Consider the following 17,955-nt stretch of genomic DNA (forward strand, 5'->3'; position numbering starts at 1 on the left):
CGGTTCTACTTGCGGTACCATGGCGGCTCACGTTTTCTGGAAGTTGCCTGGATGAGTAAACCCGGTCAATTGGTGCTGGTTGCACTGCGCAAGATGATTGCCAGCGGGGAGTTGGCGGCGGGCGAACGGCTGATGGAGATTCCCACGGCGCAACTGTTCGGCGTGTCACGCATGCCGGTGCGCATGGCCTTTCGTACCCTCGAACAGGAAGGGCTGCTGGTGCCGTTTGGCGGGCGCGGTTATCAGGTGCGTTCGGTCAGCCCCAGCGACATTGCCGGCGCCGTCGAAGTGCGGGGTGTGCTCGAGGGCCTGGCTGCGCGTCAAATCGCCGAGCGTGGTTTGTCCGACGAGGCACGCAGAGTGCTTGAGCGCTGCCTGGTGGAAGGCGATCAACTGTTCGAAAAGGGCTACGTGACCGAGGATGACCTTGAGGTCTATCACGACCTGAACATGCGTTTTCACCAGGTTATCGTCGAAGGCAGCCACAACCCGGCGATCGCCGACGCGCTGGCCCGCAATGATCACTTGCCGTTCGCCTCGGTGACCGCGCTGGCGGTGGATCGCGAGGACATGGCTCGCGAGTACCGACGCTTCAACTATGCCCACATGCAGCATCACTCGGTCTTCGACGCCCTGGTTAATCGCCAGGGCGCGCGGGCCGAAGCCATCATGCGTGAGCACGCCAATGCAACGTTGCGCTATGCCGAGATCTTCAGTTCAGCCACCGCCGCCGCGCGCATGAAGGTGATTTTGCCCGCGTCGTGAACCCTGTCAGATATCGAGCACCAGCAGCGGGGTCTTCGAGCGTGAGCAGCAGGGCGTGAACTGATCATTCAGCGCCTGTTCCTGCTCGGTGAGGAACAGGTCGCGGTGCTCCGGTATGCCCTCCAGCACGCGGGTCAGGCAGGTGCCGCAAATCCCCTGTTCGCAGGACACGGCAATCTCGATGCCATGGCTTTCCAGGACCTGGACCACGGTCTTGTCGGCGGGAATTTCGAAGACCTGGCCGCTGCTGCCGAGCTTCACCGAAAAGCCGCCGTCGAGGCTGCTGTCCACCGGGGCCGCGCTAAAGTATTCGCGGTGCAGGCAGTCTTCCTGCCAGCCCTGTGCGCGTGCGCTGTCGAGCACATGCTGCATGAACCCGCCAGGGCCGCAGACATACAGGTGCACGTCGTCTGCGGGCGCCGCCAGCACCTCGGCAGCCTTCAAGGCCGTGTGCGGCTGCTCATCGAAATGCAGGAACACCCGCTCGGCAAACGGCGACGCCTTGAGCCGCTGCACAAACGCTGCACGCTCACTGGCACGGGCGCAGTAATGCAGTTCGAAGTCGGCACCCGCATGGTCCAGGCGCTCGGCCATGCACAGGATCGGGGTGATGCCGATGCCACCGGCAAACAGCAGGCTGCGCCGCGCGTCGTGGGCCAGGGGAAACAGGTTGCGTGGCTCGCTGATGGTCAGGTGTGCGCCCTCGTGGACCTGCTCGTGCAAGGTGCGCGAGCCGCCCCGAGAGGCCGGGTCCTTGAGCACGCCAATCACATAACGATGGCGTTCCTCAGGGTGATTGCACAGCGAATACTGGCGCACCAGCCCATCGGGCAGGTGCACGTCGATATGCGCGCCGGCACTGAAGGCCGGCAGCGGCTGGCCATCGACACTGGCCAGTTCATAGCTGCAAATGTCCTGGGCTTCGTTATGACGGGATACCACCACCACATCGATCATGTTCGGTCCTCGCAAAGTTGTCGCGCTGTTCAGGCGGTGGTGGTGGTGATCAGGTGCGGTTCGAGGGCGCGTTCCCTGGCAATCAGTCGCTCCAGGATCTTGCGCGACTGCACGCCGCCCGCGTCGATATTCAACTTGAGCAGGTTGCGCTGCGGGTGGGCCAGCAGGTTCTGCTGCTGGCGCTCGAGCATCTCCAGGTCTTCACTGAAGATCTTGCCCTGGCCCTCGCGAATGCTCGCGGTCAGTGCCTCATCGTGGGGGTTGAAGTTGCGCGCCATGCCCCAGAAGTACCAGATCGAGGTGTCGGTCTGCGGGGTGATGAAGTCGACCACGATGCTCGCGGCCTTGTGTTCGGGGGCGGCGTTATAGCCACCTTTGCCGGCGTGGGCCACGCCGACTTCGATCAATACATGGCTGGGCGGGGTGAAGCGGCAGATCTGCCAGCGGTCCACCGGCACGTCATCGGCGAGGTTATTACCGCGCAGGGCCATGCGCCAGAACGGCGGGGCCATGATGTTTTCCATGTGCCGGGCAGTGACGACTTCATCGCCGTCCACCGTGGTCACGGGCGGCGCTTCGTCGATTTCCTTCTGGCCGATGCTGGAGGCGTGCACGTAGGTTTCGTGGGTCAGGTCCATCAGGTTGTCGATCATCAGGCGGTAGTCGCACTGGATGTCAAACAGCCCGCCGCCATAAGCCCATTGGTCACTCACGGCCCATTCCAAGTGGTGGATCAGCGCCGGGTCGGCCTGGGCCTGATCGCCGGGCCACACCCAGATGAAGCCGTAGCGCTCAACGGCGGCAAAGGTCTTGTTGCACGGAAAGCCGCGTACCCGCTGGCCGGGCATTTCCACGGTCTTGCCGTCGCCGCCCATGACCAGTCCGTGGTAGCCGCAGACCAGGTTGCCGTTTTCGACATACCCCAGTGACAGCGGCGCACCGCGATGAGGGCAGAAGTCCTCGACCGCCACCACGGCGCCTTCCTGGCCACGATAAAACACCATCTTTTCGCCGCAGATCTGTCGACCCAGGGGCTTGTGCGCGATTTCATCGGGGGTGCAAGCGACATACCACGTGTTCTTGGGGTACATGATGACTCTCCAGGCAATGGATTATTCTTTTAATGGATCCATTAAATGGCTGGCCTGATAGAGAGTCAATCTTGTATCGCTGTTTTATTGGGCGATTATCGGACACTTATACTTCAATGGATCCACTGGATGAAGTCAGTAGCGAATCATCACCGACTTCAGCTCGGTGTAGTCATCAATGAACGCACTGCCGAACTCCCGGCCTATCCCCGAGGATTTGTTGCCGCCAAACGGCACCGCCGGGTCCAGCATCGTGTGCATGTTCACCCACACTGTGCCGGCCTCGATGGCAGGCACCATGCGCAAGGCCTTGCCCAGGTCGTTGGTCCACAGGCTGGCGCTCAAGCCGTAGGGTGTGTTGTTCATCAAGGCCAGCAGTTCTTCTTCGCTGTCGTAGGGCAAGAACGTGGCAATGGGGCCGAAGGTCTCTTCGTTGAGCAGGGTGTCGTTGACGCTGTTGGCGAGGATGATTGTCGGCTCGACGTAACAGCCAGGACGGTCGATCAGGTTGCCACCGTGAATGATGCGGTTGTTTTCGGCGCGGGCCTTGGCGAAGAACTCGCCGAGTTTGAGTTGGTGCTGGCGGTTGGTGACCGGGCCGAATTCGGTGCGCTCATCCAGGGGCGAGCCGATGTTCAGCGTGCTCAGGCGCTGGGCCAGTTTGTCCATGACCGCTTCGATCTGCGAACGATGCACAAAGAAGCGTTCGGCAGCGGCGCAGATTTGCCCGGAGTGCAGAAAGCCCGCTTCGATGATGCCGTTGACGGCCTTGTCCAGGTCCACATCGCGCAGGAACCCGGCCGAGTTTTTCCCGCCCAGCTCAAGGGTGGCCCGGGTCAGGCCGGCGCCCATGGCACTCTGGCCCACTGCAATCCCGGTCGGCACGGAGCCGGTGAACGACACCTTGTCGGTGCCGGGGTGTTCGATCAGGCCTTTGCCGACGCTGCCGCCGCCGGTCAAGACGTTCAGCGCGCCGGCGGGAAGGCCGGCGTCAATCGCCAGTTCGGCGATGCGCAGGATGGTCAGTGGCGTGAACTCGCTGGGCTTGATGATGATGCTGCAACCGGTCACCAGCGCCGAGGCGAGTTTCCAGATGGCGATCATGGTCGAGAAATTCCACGGCACGATGCCGACCACTACCCCGACCGGCTCGCGCAGGGTGAACGCGGTGTAGCGCTCGCCGGCGAAGGAGGGCAGCGACGGGGTGATGGTCTGGCCGCTGATCTTGGTGGCCCAGCCGGCGTAGTAACGCAGGAAGTGCGCGGCCTGGTCGACTTCGAAAGCACGGGAAATCTGGATGATCTTGCCCGACTGGCAGGTTTCGATCTGCGCCAGTTCTTCGCGGTGTTGCTCCAGCAGGTCGGCCAGCTTGAGCAGCACGTTGCCGCGCACTGCCGGTGCGACCTGCGACCACTGCTTGAAGCCTCGGCTCGCGGACGCCACCGCTGCGTCGATGTCGGCCGGGTCGGCGTCGGCGACGTCGGCGATGACCTGCCCAGTGGCCGGGTTGATCACCTCCAGGCGCTGGCTGGAATGACTCTCGACGTAGCCACCGTCGATGAACAACGCATGGTTTCGACGGAGGAAGGCTTCAACCTGGGGCAGCAGTGGAATATCGCTCATGGGGTTTTTCCTGGTGGCAGACATTGAAAAAACCGAGGTTAATCCCCGTGGCCGGAACGGGCTTGACTGTGGCTGCCGAGCGGCATGTCTGTGGCTGCCAGTGCTTGTGCACGGCGGACCCGCCTGAGCCTTTGAAAAGTACAATCTTGACTCTGGAAGGTGCATGTTCTGCCTGGAAGGCGCGCTCCATACTGGCCCTGCATCCGGCGCCATGCCTCGATTTATGGCGGTGCCCGGACATCCAATAATAAGCAGGGCCATCCATGAAAAAGCCAAACCCGCTCCTCGAAGACCTCAAGTCCATCCTGCCGACCATCGCCGCCAATGCCTTTGTGGCCGAGCAGGACCGCAAGGTGCCCGCCGAGAATATTTCGCTGCTCAAAAGCATCGGCATGCACCGTGTGTTTCAGCCCAAAGCGTTCGGCGGCATGGAGTTGTCGCTGCCGCAGTTTGCCGACTGCATCGCGTTGCTCGCCGGAGCCTGCGCCAGCACGGCCTGGGCCATGAGCCTGTTGTGTACCCACAGTCATCAATTGGCGCTGTTCTCGGCCCAACTGCAGCAGGAGGTCTGGGGCACTGACCCGGATGCTACTGCGAGCAGCAGCATTGCGCCGTTTGGGCGCACCGAGGAAGTCGAGGGCGGCGTGTTGTTCAGCGGTGAAATGGGCTGGAGCAGCGGCTGTGATCACGCTGAGTGGGCGATCGTCGGGTTTCGCCGCCACAACGCCCAGGGCACCCCGGATTATTGTTTCGCGGTGCTGCCGCGCAGCGACTACCAGATCCGCGATGACTGGTTTGCCGCCGGCATGAAAGGCAGCGGCACCAAGACCTTGATCATCGACAAGGCCTGGGTGCCGGAGCACCGCATCCAGAAAGCCAAGGACATGATGGAAGGCAAGTCCGCCGGCTTTGGGCTGTACCCCGACAGCAAGATTTTCTACTCACCGTACCGGCCTTACTTTGCCAGCGGCTTTTCCACCGTCAGCCTGGGCGTCGCCGAGCGAATGCTCGAGGTGTTCCGCGAAAAAACCAAGACCCGCGTGCGCGCCTATACCGGGGCGGCAGTCGGTGCCGCGACCCCGGCGTTGATGCGCCTGGCCGAGTCGACTCACCAGGTGGCCGCCGCGCGCGCCTTCCTCGAAAAAACCTGGAACGAACACGCCGAACACAGTGAGCAGCAGCGCTACCCAAGCCGCGAGACCCTGGCGTTCTGGCGCACCAACCAGGCCTACGCGACCAAGATGTGCATCCAGGCGGTGGACCGTCTGTTCGAGGCCGCCGGCGGCAACGCCTGGTTTGAGCACAACGAGATGCAGCGCCTGTTCCGCGACTCGCACATGACCGGCGCCCATGCCTACACCGACTACGACGTCTGTGCACAGATCCTCGGCCGCGAGTTGATGGGCCTGGAGCCCGACCCGAGCATGATCTGAACCCGTTTTTGAAAACAACAATCAGGGCCGCGCCTGACGCAGCCCGGGAGTCTTGCATGTCTGAATCGACCTTCGACCCACGCGCCTTTCGCCGGGCCTTGGGCAACTTTGCCACGGGCGTGACGGTGGTCACCGCCGCCGACGCCTCTGGCCGCAAGGTGGGTGTTACCGCCAACAGTTTCAACTCGGTGTCCCTGGACCCACCGCTGGTGCTGTGGAGCATCGACAAACGCTCCAGCAGTCACGGGGTCTTCGAGGAGGCCAGCCATTTCGCGGTCAACGTGCTGGCGGCCGACCAGATCGACCTTTCGAACAATTTTGCCCGGCCCAAGGACGACCGCTTCGCCGAGATCGCCTATGAGCCGGGGGAGGGCGGGGCGCCGGTGTTCGCCGATTGTTCGGCCCGTTTTCACTGTGAAAAATACCAACAGGTGGATGGCGGCGATCACTGGATCATGATCGGCAAGGTGGTGGCCTTCGACGATTTTGGCCGTTCGCCGCTGCTCTATCATCAGGGCGCCTACTCCATGGTCCTGCCCCATACGCGCATGACCAAGCGGGACGAAAGCCAACCGCCGAGCAGCCACTTCCAGGGGCGCCTGAGCCACAACCTGTATTACCTGATGACCCAGGCGGTGCGCGCCTACCAGTCCAGCTACCAGCCCCGGCAACTGTCCACCGGCCTGCGCACCAACGAGGCGCGGATGCTGATGGTGCTGGAGAACGACGCCCGCCTGAGCGCCAGCGATCTATTGCGGGAAGTGGCGATGCCGGTGCGGGAAATCGATGACGCCGTGGCCAACCTCAAGCGCAAGGGGCTGGTCGACGACGATGAACACGGTGTGCGCCTGACCGCTGCGGGCATTGAACAGACCGAAGACCTCTGGGCCATTGCACGGGAACAGCAGGACAAGGTGTTCGCCGAGTTCAGCCAGGACCAGATCGAAACCTTCAAGACGGTGTTGAAGCAACTGATCAGCCACTGCTGAGTGCCCGAAATCCGATACCGGTAACGGCATCGGATTTTTTTGCGTCACGCTCAGCGGGCTTCGGCCAACTCATCGATCAAGCGTAACTGAAACGCCGCCAGCGCCGCTTTCGGTTGCTGCAACTGCACAAACTCCAGCATCGGGTCACCGACCTGCGTCCTGACACCCACCAATTCCTCAATGGCCGCCAACCCGCAAAACGGTACATAGGCTTCGGAATAGCCGCCTTCGTGCACCAGCACCAGACGGCCCTGGCACAGGCGTTCGGCTGCTTGGCGTACAAGACGGGTCATGTGCCGGAACGAGTCACTGTGCAACAGCATTCGCGCCAGGGGGTCGACGGCGTTGGCGTCGTAGCCGCAGGCGACGATGATCAATTCCGGCTCGAAGCGCTCCAGCGCTGGAATCACGATGCGTTCCATCGCGTGCATATAAGCCTCATGACCGCTGCCGGGGGGTAGCGGGATATTGATATTCGCGCCCAGCCCGGCGCCGCGCCCGCGATCGGCTTCACCGCTGTAACCTGCCGGGAAACAGCCGTCCTGATGCAGGGAAATCGTCAGCACGTCGCCGCGCTCTTCGAAGATCGATTGGGTGCCGTTGCCGTGGTGCACGTCCCAGTCGATCACCACGACGTTGCCTAGGCCACGCCGGGCTTTTGCGGCTTCGATGGCGATGGCGATGTTGGCCAGGAAGCAGAAGCCCATGGCGCTGTCGGCGAGGCAGTGGTGGCCTGGTGGGCGCGACAGAGAATAGGCATTGTCGACGTCGCCGGACAGCACCGCATCCACTGCCGCCATGGCCAGCCCGGCGGAGAGCCTGGCTATTTCATAACTGCCAGGCCCGATGGGCGCGTGTGGCCCCAACTCGCCGCCCCCGGCATCGCTCATCGCTTTGAAGCGTTGCAGGTAGTCGGGCGTGTGCACCCGCAGCAAGTCTTCATCGGTGGCCGCGACGGCACTTCGCACCTGTAAGTGGCGGGTCAGGCCGGAAACGTCCAGCAGGCTCTTCAAGCGACGCTTGGTTTCCGGTGACTCGGCGTGGCCGGCGGCGGCAGGCGGCTGCACCCACCCGCCCACCGGCAGGGTCAAGGCGTGCAGCCCGGCGCTGTGCCAGAGGCTGAGTTCGTCGAAGAAAAATGCACTTTTTCGGCTCATCGTCTTTCCATTTTCGTTGGGGTAAAAGGGCTTTTCAGGCACTCGGGCGGCTGCTCAGCATCAACACCAGGGACAGCGCGGTGACGCACGCCCCTGCGATCAGCAGTGATTGGAAGCCGCCGCTGGCTTCGATCATCCGGCCAGCCACGGTCGGGCCGATGGCCAGGCCTCCACCGATCACCAGGTTGGAAGCGTTCATCAGTTTCCCGGAGCGGTCGAGGTCGGCCAGGCAGGCCAGGATCAGCGGCAGGATGAAGGTCCAGGTGAACTTGAAGAGCAGCGCCGCCACGGCAAAACGCAGCATGTCGGGTTGGCCCAGCAGCAACAGCACGGCGCCTGCCATCAACGCGTACCCCAGCAGTAACAGCAACAGGCGTGGCAGACGGTCGCCGATCAGTGAGGCACAACCGGCCCCGACGATGCCCATCACCGTGGCGAGCGCCAGAATCTCACCGCTGGCCTCGGCAGAGAGGCCGGAGTGGCTGCTGATGGAGCCGATAAATGTCCACACACCGCTCAGGCTGACGTAGAAACTCAGGATGCCCAGAATGCCCAGTGCGGCTTTCCATCGGGAAACGAGGGTGGTGCGCTCGGTGGTTTTCTCAGGCGCCGGGCTGCCCTGGGGAAAGTGTCGCGCCAGGGGCAGAAAGAGCGTCATCAAGGCGGCGAGGATCATGTAGCAGGCTGACAACCCGTAGTGCTCGAACAGCTGGGGCAGGATGCTCAAACCGATCGCCCCGACCACCAATTGCCCCATCACCCATAACCCGTAGACGCGCCCGGGATTGGCCGTGGAGGCCGCACTGGACAGGCAGATGATCATCAACGAGCCGCCGGCCAGGGCGCTGCAAAAGCGCAGTGCCAGGAGTATCGGGTAGTCGTGGGCCAGCATTGAGAGCAGGTTGGCGGTGATGAACAGCAGCCCGGACAGCAAGGCGGCGCGGCGCCAGTCGACACGCTTGAGCCACCACAGTGCGGGCAGGGTGGCAAGGCTCATGGCGCCGAGTTCGGTGGAGAACAGGTCACCGATCTGCGACGGGCTCAACTGCCATTGCGTCGCCAGTTGCGCCGCCACGGCCGGTGCGGTCATCAGAATGGTCGGGGTGATGGCAGCGAACAGCACAATGGCGGCCAGCAATGCCAATGGGGATGAGGCGCGCGAACGTTCATCGGTCAGCGGTTGGGTCTGGGTGTTCATGGGCAAGCTCCGATGAGGGGGTTCAGAACACATGGACCAGGCGCAGCAGTGCGTCGGTACCGTGATAGCCGTTGTCGGTGGCGACGTTCTGCGAGAGGCCGAACATCAACTGGTTCTGTTTATCCAGCCAATGACCGACCTCGAAGCCCATCTGGGTGTAGCGCTTGTGGGTGTTGTCGATGCGCTGGTCATTGATCCGCAGTTCGCCGCCATCGGCGTGGATCAGTCGCAGTGCGCCGTAGGTGCCGGGTGTGAAGTCGTAGGAGGCAAAGGCTTGCAGGCGATACAGCGGATCCTGTTTCAGGTCGCTGCCGAAGTAGTCGTCGTTCTTGCCATAGAGTTGGGCTTCGAGGTTGGCTTCCAGCACCCATTTTTCACCGATGCCCTGGGTGTAGTTGTAAACGAAGGTGGTGCCCCAGCGATTGGCACCGGGCGATACATCGGGATTGTTGCCGTGGTATTCGCCGACTGGCAGGGTGATCAGGGTCAGTAGGCCGCTGTAGGTGCGCGAGGCAGGATCGTTGATGAAAAACACGGTACCGCCGACCTGGGGATCACCGAAACCGCTTTCTGCGCTGTGCTGGCCGGCACCCGGCAGGCGGGCGTTGATGTCGGCGAAAGGCACGATGAACTGTGGGGTACAGAGTGTGCCGCAGATGTCGGTGAAGAATACTTGGCGGTACGCCACGGCGTTGACCTTCAGGTCGGCCTTGCCGGTGCTGTCGGCCGGGCCGTGGAAGTCGCTGGCGCGGCTTGCCGGCAAGTACAGCACGCCCAGGCTGGTGCCCGAGGGGGCGCCGAAAAAATCCCGGGCATTGAGGTCGGCTGCACTGGCGTGCAGGCTCGACAAGCCGCCGAGCAGGGCCAGTGCGGTGTTGCGGGTGAAGGTCTGGGTCATGGGCATGGCATCTCTTCTTTGAGGTGTGGTGCGGCGAATGGCTCGCCCTTGGGTGGCAGAGGGACAAAAAAAGCGCAAAGGCGTCCCGTGGCCGTCAAAACGACAGCGAAAAAGTCAGCGCGGGTCAGTGGTGCCGATCAGTCAGGCGGGGCGTGCAGCAGGTGGGCGATTCGGGCTTTGTCCTTGACCCCGAGTTTGCTGTAGATGGCGCGGATGTGATGGCGCACGGTATTGGGCGACATACCCAGGTCGCGGGCGACTTCCTTGTAGGTCTTGCCTTCACCGAAACCCTGGGCCACCGCATTCTCCCGAGGGCTCAGTTGCATCAGCACCGTGCGGCTGCGGGCGGCCAGCAGGAGCAGGTCGCCGACTGTCGAGGCCTCGACCTGCAGGTGCTTGCCGTCATAGCCCCCGGCGTCCATCGCTACCGGCAGGCAAGGGCCGGTCCAGTCCGGCCACTCGCTCAGCAGCAAGTCGACGAAGCCACGTTCCGCACAGTGCAGAGTGCCGCGCTGGTCGCACACGGCAAGCGCGAGATTGCGCGGGTGGGTGAGGGCTTCGCGCATGGCCACCAGGGTGCGAATCTGATTGGCCGAGACCGCCGCCACCAGGTGCCGCATGAGGTTGTTCAACAGCAGGCAGTCCTGCTCGGTAAAGCGTGCGGCGTCGGGCGCACGGTAGAGCGCGAGGTGATCGCTGAGGTGGGTTTGCGGGTCGATGTACACCACGCACAGCAATTCACCAATCGTGTAGCACGTGCCGAGCCAGTTGAGCCCGGGGCCGTTGGCGGGGTTGCGCATGTCGACGATGACCGCTTGCCCAGGCACATCGTGGACCCTGGCGATGGTCACATCGATATGGCGAATCGATTGCCAGTCGGCCAGGTAGCTGCGGGGCAGGTTGTAGAGGTAGGAGCTGTGCTCTTCCGGCAGGCCGTCAATCAGCGCGGCTCGGCCCCACCAGGCGCTGTCGAAGGGCAGCAGCTGGCTGATGCAGCGCAGCGCCGCTTCGTGGAAATGCTCGATGTCTTTGTCCTGTGCCAGGCGTTGAAGCTCCAGTGTCATCGCGCTGAACGCCTCCAGGAGGCTGGCGTGACCATGATCATGACGGCTCATTCGTATGTACCTCTGTGCGACATTTTTATTGTTTTCGTCACGAAGTCATTAAGGGCCGGAACGTCGTTTGGACGTGGGCAGGGCCTGGGGGGAAGTATCGACGGGCTGAAAGCCGATCACCATCCTACAGATGCATGATAGCGCCCGACGCCCGGCTTTTTGTGGATGGCAGCCACGCGCAAAGGCATTGCAGGCTGGTACAAGCAATCACGCTCGGTTTGCGATCAGATCCGGGGTTTCGACTCGATCAGAAAGGGCCAGGCCGATGTTCTTCAAGAAAAAACCGCCGATGCAGGACCTTGCCGCCGTCGTCAAGCAACTGCTGATCGGTGAGGCGTTGCAAACCCAAGCGCTGCATGCTTATCCGTCGGTGCAGGCCGACTTGGAGCAACTCGCCATACAACGTGCGCAGGCTGCGCGGCAGTTGCTGTTGCTCGAGGAGTCAGCCCGCGACCAGGCTGCCCAAGGGGCGCGCAGCGAACAGGCACTTGCCGTGCTTCGCCAGCAACTGGAACAGGCCGGGCTGCGTGAACAGGCGCTGGAAGCCGAGTTGCGTGAGCACGCGCAGCGCGCCCTTGCGCATCAACACGAGACGCAGATCTGGGAGCTGCTGCTCTGCACCATGACCGAAGGCTGCTGGGACATCACCGTGGTCAACGGTGACGTGCAGGACCCCGCCAGCCGCATGCGGATTTTCAATCAGTTCCGCCTGCTCCTCGGCTACGCGCCCCATGAGTTGCCCGACGGCTGGGACGCGCAGGTCAGCATCACCCACCCCGACGACCTGCCGAAGATCATGGCGATCTTCGACCGGGAAATCCTTGCGCCCCAGGGCAGCGGTGAGTACGTGTTTGAATACCGGATGCGCCACAAGACCCGGGACTACATCTGGTGTCGCGAGCGCGGGCGAGCGGTGCGCGATGCCCAGGGCCGTCTGACGCGGGTGCTCGGCGCGGTACGGGACATCAGCGATGAGCAGTCGGCGAAGACCACTCATCAGCAGTTGCTCGAGCACAATCAGGCCACCTACGGCCAGATCGCCACGGTGGTGAGTGTGATCAAGGGCATCGCCGACCAGACCAACCTGCTGGCCTTGAACGCCGCCATTGAAGCGGCCAGGGCCGGCGAGGTCGGGCGTGGGTTTTCGGTGGTCGCCGATGAGGTGCGCAAGCTGGCGGAAAACACTCGCCAGGCAACCCATCAGATCCAGACGATGCTGCATCAGCACGAACGCTAGGAGGGAGCTGCGTTGCGCAGCTCCTGAGGCCGGTCAGAAGGGCACGGCCACGGTCAGTTGGCTGTAGAGGTTGGTGCCGTTGCCACCCACCTGGTTACCGCCGCTGTCGGCATCCTTTTTGGGTTGGTAAATGCCCACCAGCGGGCTGATGATCAGGTGGCTGTTGACCGCCCATTCGGCGTACAGGTCCAGTTCCCGGGCGTCGAGGTTCAGCGCATTGTTTTTGCGCAGGGTATTGAAGTCGAAGTACAGCGCGCCGACTGTCAGGTTCTCCAGGGGCGTCGCCTTGAGACCGACGTGATGGATGCCGGTGTTGCTGTTGAACGGGCCGGCATAGTTGGAGGCGACTTCACCCTGGAACCAGGTGCCGTAGCCGGTGCTGAGTCCAGTGAACAGCGGGTCCCATTTTTGCGAGTAGCGCGTGTAGCGGTAGGTCACTTTGGGTGACCAACCGACATCGGCGAAAGTGTAGCCGGCCTCGGCGTACCAGGCTTTTTCCGGCCCTGCGTCCTTGTCTTGCCAGGCGTATTCGAAGGCGAAGCTGGCGTTGTCGATACCGGCGCTGCCTTCGCCGCGCACGCTGTAAGTGTCCAGGCCCTCACGCTGTTTCTGGAAGTCGCTGGCCCACTGGTCGGTGACGTTCATGCCGTGGACCCAGGTCAGCCCCAGCGTTCCGGCGGCGGCCGTGTAGTCGAGGGTGCCCGCCGCCAGTTCGGTTTCGGCCTGGGCGCGGTTGTCTGACTTGAGCCACAGCACCGAGCCGTGCAGCCCCTCTTGCCCGCCCAGGCGCAGCACCGCAGTGCGGTCGAAGGCGTGGCGTGCCGCCAGGTAATAGGCGCCGCCTCGGTTCAGCGCGCCGTCAGCCGGGCCTTTGCCGAGGTTGGGGCCGTCGTCGTTGATCAGGAAACCCCGGCCGATCTTGACCACCTGGCGTCCGACGGAAAAATCCACACCGTCCTTGCCCAGCGCCGGGAACAGGTCGGCCGAGCGCCATCCCAGGTAGGCGTCTTCGATTTTGGTGGTGCGTTCGCTGCCATCGGTGTTGCCCGCCGCATCGCCGTCGCCCCAGGTGCCGGAGCTGACCCAATTGAGCGCGCCATACGCGGTGCCGTTCCCGGCCAGGCCCTGGTCGCCGCTCACCCCGTACTTGATGAACCCTTCGCGCCAGGTCGAGCCGCCCGCTGTGCCGTCGTAGTTGTGGCGGCTGTTGAACAGGCCATATACCGCCAGGAAGTCCGCATTCAGGTGGGTATCCTCGTCGGCATACAGCTCATAGGCCTGGGCCGACGAATGGCCGATCAACAGCGCGATACCCAGGCCGACGGCCAAGGACAGCGTGCGTGGCTTCAGTGTGTGCTCCATTGTTATATTCCCCAGCATGGTTAGGTCGAGGGCGCATTAAGATGACCCCAGGCGTGGGAAGTCTTTCACCTGCGTGCCATGGAATTGATCCTGCCCGCCAAGCCGTATGCCTTGGCAGGCAGCAACAAAAGCCACGGCAGACATGGGCAAGACGCTCGGTGCTCGGGAAGTGCACAGTGATTTTGCGCACGATGCCGTTTCGATCAGGGACTGGCTGGGGAGGGCTTTATCGCCGGCTCCTTGAACGGCTCGATGCATCCACTCAGAAATCCGCTTTCGAGGATCCGCACCATGTCGATCAATGACCGGCTCACACAGCATTTGAAACGCGGCAGCGTCGGGTTTCCGACCGCGCTTGCCAGCACCATTGGCCTGATCATGGCCAGCCCGGTGATTCTCACCGCGACCATGGGCTTCGGTATTGGCGGCAGCGCCTTCGCGGTGGCCATGCTGATTGCGGTGGTGATGATGTTGGCCCAGGCGACCACCTTCGCCGAAGCCGCCTCGATCCTGCCGACCACCGGCTCGGTCTACGACTACATCAATTGTGGCATGGGCCGTTTCTTTGCGATCACCGGCACGTTGTCGGCGTACCTGATTGTGCATGTGTTCGCCGGCACCGCCGAGACGATTCTGTCCGGGGTCATGGCCCTGGTGAACTTCGAACACCTCAATACCCTGGCGGAGTCTGCCGGCGGTTCCTGGCTGCTGGGGGTGGGGTTTGTCGTGGTGTTCGGCATTCTCAATGCCTTTGGCGTCAGCGCCTTCGGCAGGGCCGAGATCATCCTGACCTTTGGCATGTGGACCACCCTGATGGTGTTCGGCGTGCTCGGCCTGATCGCGGCACCGGCGGTGCAACTGGAGGGCTGGTTCGGCGTGTCGCTGGTGGGCACCGACCTGATCACCATTCTGTCGCTGGTGGGCATGGCCATGTTCATGTTCGTCGGTTGCGAGTTCGTCACGCCGTTGGCCCCGGACTTGCGCAATTCGGCCAAGGTCATGCCCAAGGCCATGATTTTCGGTTTGTTGAGCGTGGCCACCTGCATGTTCATCTACGGCGCGGCGATGAAACGCCAGGTGGAAAACGTGGTGCTGGATGCCGCCACCGGCGTGCACCTGCTCGACACGCCCATGGCAATCCCTCGCTTTGCCCAGCAGGTCATGGGGGATATTGGCCCGCTGTGGCTGGGGATCGGTTTCCTGTTTGCCGGTGCCGCCACCATCAACACGCTGATGGCGGGCGTGCCGAGGATTCTCTACGGCATGGCGGTGGACGGCGCGTTGCCCAAGGTCTTCACCTATTTGCACCCGCGCTTCAAGACGCCGCTGCTGTGCATCCTGGTGGCGATGCTGATTCCGTGCCTGTATGCCCTCTGGTTGGGCGGCAACACCGACAACATCATGCACCTGGTGCTGGCGGCGGTGTGTGCGTGGAGTTTCTCCTACCTGCTGGTGACGCTGTCGGTGGTGATCCTGCGCATTCGTCGTCCGGATCTGCCACGGGCCTATCGTTCGCCGTTTTTCCCGTTGCCACAGATTCTTTCCAGCGTCGGCATCTTGCTGGGCATGTGGTTCATTACCCCGCCGGGCATGAACCCAGCGGACATTTATGTGCCGTTCGGGGTGATGCTCGGAATCACGGCTTCATACGCGCTGTTCTGGACACTGGTGGTACAGAAGGTCAATCCATTCAAGCCGGCTTCGGTAGAAGAAGTGCTGGCCAAGGAGTTTTCCCATGAGCCTGGCAACCCTCACAACCGTTATCTCGAGCAGGCTGCAAAAGCTGTCTGAACTGTTCAGCGCCCAACGGGCCCCGTCCGGTTACCGGCCTGGGGTTACGCTTGAGTACGTGCGGCGCAACCTCGGGCTGGCGAGTTTCACCTCGACGGGGCCAGCCCAGGCAAGGTTTTGCCTGGAGGACATCGGTCTTCAGGTCGACGTTGCCGAGCGCACGGAAGCGCAATTGCTGATGCACCTGGTCATGACCGAATTCATGTTCACGGTGCCCGCCTCAGAGCAGGGCAGTGCGCGCTTTGAACTGCACCACAGCGGGTCGATTCGACGCACGGGGCTGGCCTGTCGACAACGGGCAGGAGCGCCGGTTTTGCTGGCCAGGCTCCAGGCTGCCTTGAACGACGACCCTGGCCTGCATCCAGCCTTGATGGGGCTGGACTTCAAGCAACTGCACCTCGATTTGAGCGGGCAGCAATGGCACGTACGGCTTGAACACATGGGCGGCAGCGAGGTGGTCAACCGCATGCCGGCGTTTCGGCGCTACATCCCCTTGAGCGGCGCGCAGCGAGCAGGGTTGCTGACGGTGCTCGCAGGTTTGCAGCGGGTATTGGGCGCGCTCTGAGTTGAGGAATTGGCATCATTAGTGCTTCTACAGTCGGTATCACGGACTTGTTGCGCCTATATAGATAACATGTTAACTATTAGCCAACAAAAACAAGAAACCATTGTGGAGATGCCATGAGCACCTATCAGTCTGCGCACTATGGATTGGAAACCTGGACGCGGGATCTGCGAGCGGCCTGCGGTCATTTCGACACGGAACTGGCCTTCAACCGTTCACTGTTCATCGGTGAGGTTTCCAAGCACTCCCGCGGCGGCCTGTCACTGGCCAACCTGCGGACCAATGCCGGCCTGATCAAGCGCGAGCGGCCCAATGCCGATCACGATATGGACCAGCATTGCTTCCTCGTCAGCCAGCGCAGCGGCTATTGCCAGATCACCCAGAATGGCCAGGTCATTCAACTGGCCCCCGGCGATATGTTGCTGATGGATTCCACCGGTTCGATCGAGATAAGCCCCTTTGGTCTCATCGAACATGCGTCCCTGTCACTTTCGCGCAACGAAGTGTGCAAGCAACTGGGCAGCGCCTCGAAAACCTTCGGCAAGATCTCTTCGAGCAAGGCCTGTGGGCGCATGCTCCACGTGTTGATGGACCAGCTGTGCCGCGAGGGCCTGGAGGGCCAGGATTCGATTGAAGAGGCCGAGGCGCTGCAAGCGGCGTTTGTCTCCCTGCTCGGTTCAGCCTTTGAACTGCATGACGCCCCAGGCGACAGCGCCGTGTCCTTGCAGGGCAGTAACCTGCGTAGTTATGTGCAGAAAGTCATCGACGAGTCCCTGACCCAACCCGGCCTGAGCCCGGTGGGCCTGGCCAGCCGCTTGAACATTTCGGTGCGGCATTTGTACCGCTTGTTTGAAGAGCAGGACGACAGTGTCTGCCGCTACATCCAGCGTGCGCGGCTCAAACGCAGCGCGGATGATCTGACCAACCCCTTCCTCAAGAGCGAGTCGATCACGTCGATCGCCTACAAGTGGGGCTTCACCGATTCCGCGCACTTCAGCCGCTCGTTCAAGAAGCAATTCGAGCTGTCGCCCAAGGATTTTCGTTCCACTCATCTGCAGCAAGCGGTCGGTGCGGCGTAGGGTATCCATCGATCAATGAAACCGCTCACCCTGTCGGCCCATAACATTTGCGCAGTCGCGGTCGAACACTTTGCCGCCCATGGCTATGACGCCTCATCGCTGAACGAAATCGCGGTCGGGGCGGGCATGCGCAAGGCCTCGCTGTATGCGCATTTTGTCAGCAAGGACGCGCTGTTTCAGACGGTCTTCGAGATTGCCCTGGCCCATGAACATCAGTACATCGCGCAGTGCTTCAAGGAAGAAGTCGCCCACACCCGTGTGCCGGGGCAATTGCACCTTGAGCGGTTGAGCGGGCGCTATGAAGGGTCGGCGCACCTGCGCTTCCTGTTGCGCACGGCGTACTTTCCGCCGGCGGAAATTCGCAGCGTCATTACGGCGGGATTTGAGGGTTACCTGGCCAGCATTCGCCAAGACTTTCAGCGTGCCGCGCAAGGGCGGTACAGGACGGTACGACCCGAGGCGCTTGAAGTGTTTGGCGACGCCTACCTGGGGATCGTCGACAGCTTGCATGTGGAACTGATCTATTCGACGGCCCAGGGCTACGTCAAACGGCTTGCGGCGTTGTCGCGGGTGTTCAGTGATTCACTGGCGCTGCTTGAAGCAGCCGAGCGCTATTCAACGGATACACCACGGTCAACATGTGGGAGGGGGCAAGCCCCCTCCCACAGCTGATCCGGTTTACATCCCGACAGAGG

At 62.4% G+C, this 17,955-nt stretch carries 16 protein-coding genes; 8 read left to right on the forward strand and 8 right to left on the reverse strand.

Annotation, left to right across the window (positions count from 1 at the left end; translation table 11 throughout):
* Window positions 1–51: 51 nt before the first annotated feature.
* Window positions 52–765, forward strand: coding sequence for a GntR family transcriptional regulator (locus AB1462_RS09950; protein ID WP_367246662.1), 714 nt, complete (start codon window positions 52–54; stop codon window positions 763–765).
* A 6-nt stretch (window positions 766–771) separates the two neighbouring features.
* On the opposite strand, the gene AB1462_RS09955 is transcribed toward AB1462_RS09950, so the two are convergent.
* The 3 genes from AB1462_RS09955 to AB1462_RS09965 form a co-directional block, all read right to left on the reverse strand.
* Entirely contained in the window at window positions 772–1,722 is a 951-nt protein-coding gene (locus AB1462_RS09955; RefSeq protein WP_315336637.1) for a PDR/VanB family oxidoreductase, read from the reverse strand.
* Between the two features lie 29 nt (window positions 1,723–1,751).
* Complete coding sequence (locus AB1462_RS09960; RefSeq protein WP_315336639.1) at window positions 1,752–2,813, reverse strand: aromatic ring-hydroxylating dioxygenase subunit alpha; 1,062 nt, start codon at window positions 2,811–2,813, stop codon at window positions 1,752–1,754.
* 135 nt (window positions 2,814–2,948) lie between these two features.
* Window positions 2,949–4,436, reverse strand: coding sequence for an aldehyde dehydrogenase family protein (locus tag AB1462_RS09965; protein WP_090402360.1), 1,488 nt, complete (start codon window positions 4,434–4,436; stop codon window positions 2,949–2,951).
* A gap of 263 nt (window positions 4,437–4,699) precedes the next feature.
* Between AB1462_RS09965 and AB1462_RS09970 the strand changes: the two genes are divergently transcribed.
* On the forward strand, window positions 4,700–5,869 hold the full coding sequence (locus tag AB1462_RS09970) for a p-hydroxyphenylacetate 3-hydroxylase oxygenase component (RefSeq protein ID WP_367246663.1): 1,170 nt from the start codon (window positions 4,700–4,702) through the stop codon (window positions 5,867–5,869).
* Between the two features lie 56 nt (window positions 5,870–5,925).
* Window positions 5,926–6,858, forward strand: a complete 933-nt coding sequence (locus tag AB1462_RS09975) for a p-hydroxyphenylacetate 3-hydroxylase reductase component (protein WP_090402365.1) — start codon at window positions 5,926–5,928, stop codon at window positions 6,856–6,858.
* A gap of 50 nt (window positions 6,859–6,908) precedes the next feature.
* On the opposite strand, the gene AB1462_RS09980 is transcribed toward AB1462_RS09975, so the two are convergent.
* The 4 genes from AB1462_RS09980 to AB1462_RS09995 form a co-directional block, all read right to left on the reverse strand.
* Window positions 6,909–8,015 carry a class II histone deacetylase gene (locus AB1462_RS09980; protein WP_315336644.1) on the reverse strand — a complete coding sequence of 369 codons (1,107 nt, stop codon included), beginning with the start codon at window positions 8,013–8,015 and terminating at the stop codon, window positions 6,909–6,911.
* Window positions 8,016–8,049: 34 nt separating this feature from the next.
* On the reverse strand, window positions 8,050–9,213 hold the full coding sequence (locus AB1462_RS09985; RefSeq protein WP_259194475.1) for an MFS transporter: 1,164 nt from the start codon (window positions 9,211–9,213) through the stop codon (window positions 8,050–8,052).
* Window positions 9,214–9,235: 22 nt separating this feature from the next.
* Window positions 9,236–10,111: a transporter gene (locus AB1462_RS09990; protein ID WP_367246724.1), complete on the reverse strand. Its 876-nt coding sequence runs from the start codon at window positions 10,109–10,111 to the stop codon at window positions 9,236–9,238.
* Between the two features lie 137 nt (window positions 10,112–10,248).
* Window positions 10,249–11,226 carry a helix-turn-helix transcriptional regulator gene (locus tag AB1462_RS09995; RefSeq protein ID WP_090402374.1) on the reverse strand — a complete coding sequence of 326 codons (978 nt, stop codon included), beginning with the start codon at window positions 11,224–11,226 and terminating at the stop codon, window positions 10,249–10,251.
* 265 nt (window positions 11,227–11,491) lie between these two features.
* Between AB1462_RS09995 and AB1462_RS10000 the strand changes: the two genes are divergently transcribed.
* Window positions 11,492–12,463 carry a methyl-accepting chemotaxis protein gene (locus tag AB1462_RS10000; RefSeq protein ID WP_367246664.1) on the forward strand — a complete coding sequence of 324 codons (972 nt, stop codon included), beginning with the start codon at window positions 11,492–11,494 and terminating at the stop codon, window positions 12,461–12,463.
* Window positions 12,464–12,496: 33 nt separating this feature from the next.
* Here AB1462_RS10000 and AB1462_RS10005 read toward each other — a convergent pair whose 3' ends face one another.
* Window positions 12,497–13,825, reverse strand: a complete 1,329-nt coding sequence (locus AB1462_RS10005) for an alginate export family protein (protein WP_259194476.1) — start codon at window positions 13,823–13,825, stop codon at window positions 12,497–12,499.
* 291 nt (window positions 13,826–14,116) lie between these two features.
* On the opposite strand from AB1462_RS10005, the gene AB1462_RS10010 reads away from it, so the two are divergent.
* From AB1462_RS10010 to AB1462_RS10025, 4 genes are all read left to right on the forward strand, one after another.
* Window positions 14,117–15,616 (forward strand): APC family permease, encoded by a 1,500-nt coding sequence (locus AB1462_RS10010; protein ID WP_053139681.1) that lies wholly within the window; start codon window positions 14,117–14,119, stop codon window positions 15,614–15,616.
* Entirely contained in the window at window positions 15,561–16,181 is a 621-nt protein-coding gene (locus AB1462_RS10015) for a DUF3156 family protein (protein WP_367246665.1), read from the forward strand. The genes AB1462_RS10010 and AB1462_RS10015 overlap by 56 nt, the downstream gene beginning before the upstream one ends.
* Window positions 16,182–16,297: 116 nt before the next feature.
* Window positions 16,298–17,260 carry a transcriptional regulator FeaR gene (feaR, locus tag AB1462_RS10020; protein ID WP_090402384.1) on the forward strand — a complete coding sequence of 321 codons (963 nt, stop codon included), beginning with the start codon at window positions 16,298–16,300 and terminating at the stop codon, window positions 17,258–17,260.
* A gap of 15 nt (window positions 17,261–17,275) precedes the next feature.
* Entirely contained in the window at window positions 17,276–17,932 is a 657-nt protein-coding gene (locus tag AB1462_RS10025) for a TetR/AcrR family transcriptional regulator (RefSeq protein WP_090402386.1), read from the forward strand.
* Window positions 17,933–17,955 lie beyond the last annotated feature (23 nt).

Origin of the sequence: Pseudomonas sp. SB113 (assembly GCF_040754745.1) — a bacterium.
Classification (GTDB): Bacteria; Pseudomonadota; Gammaproteobacteria; order Pseudomonadales; family Pseudomonadaceae; genus Aquipseudomonas; species Aquipseudomonas grimontii.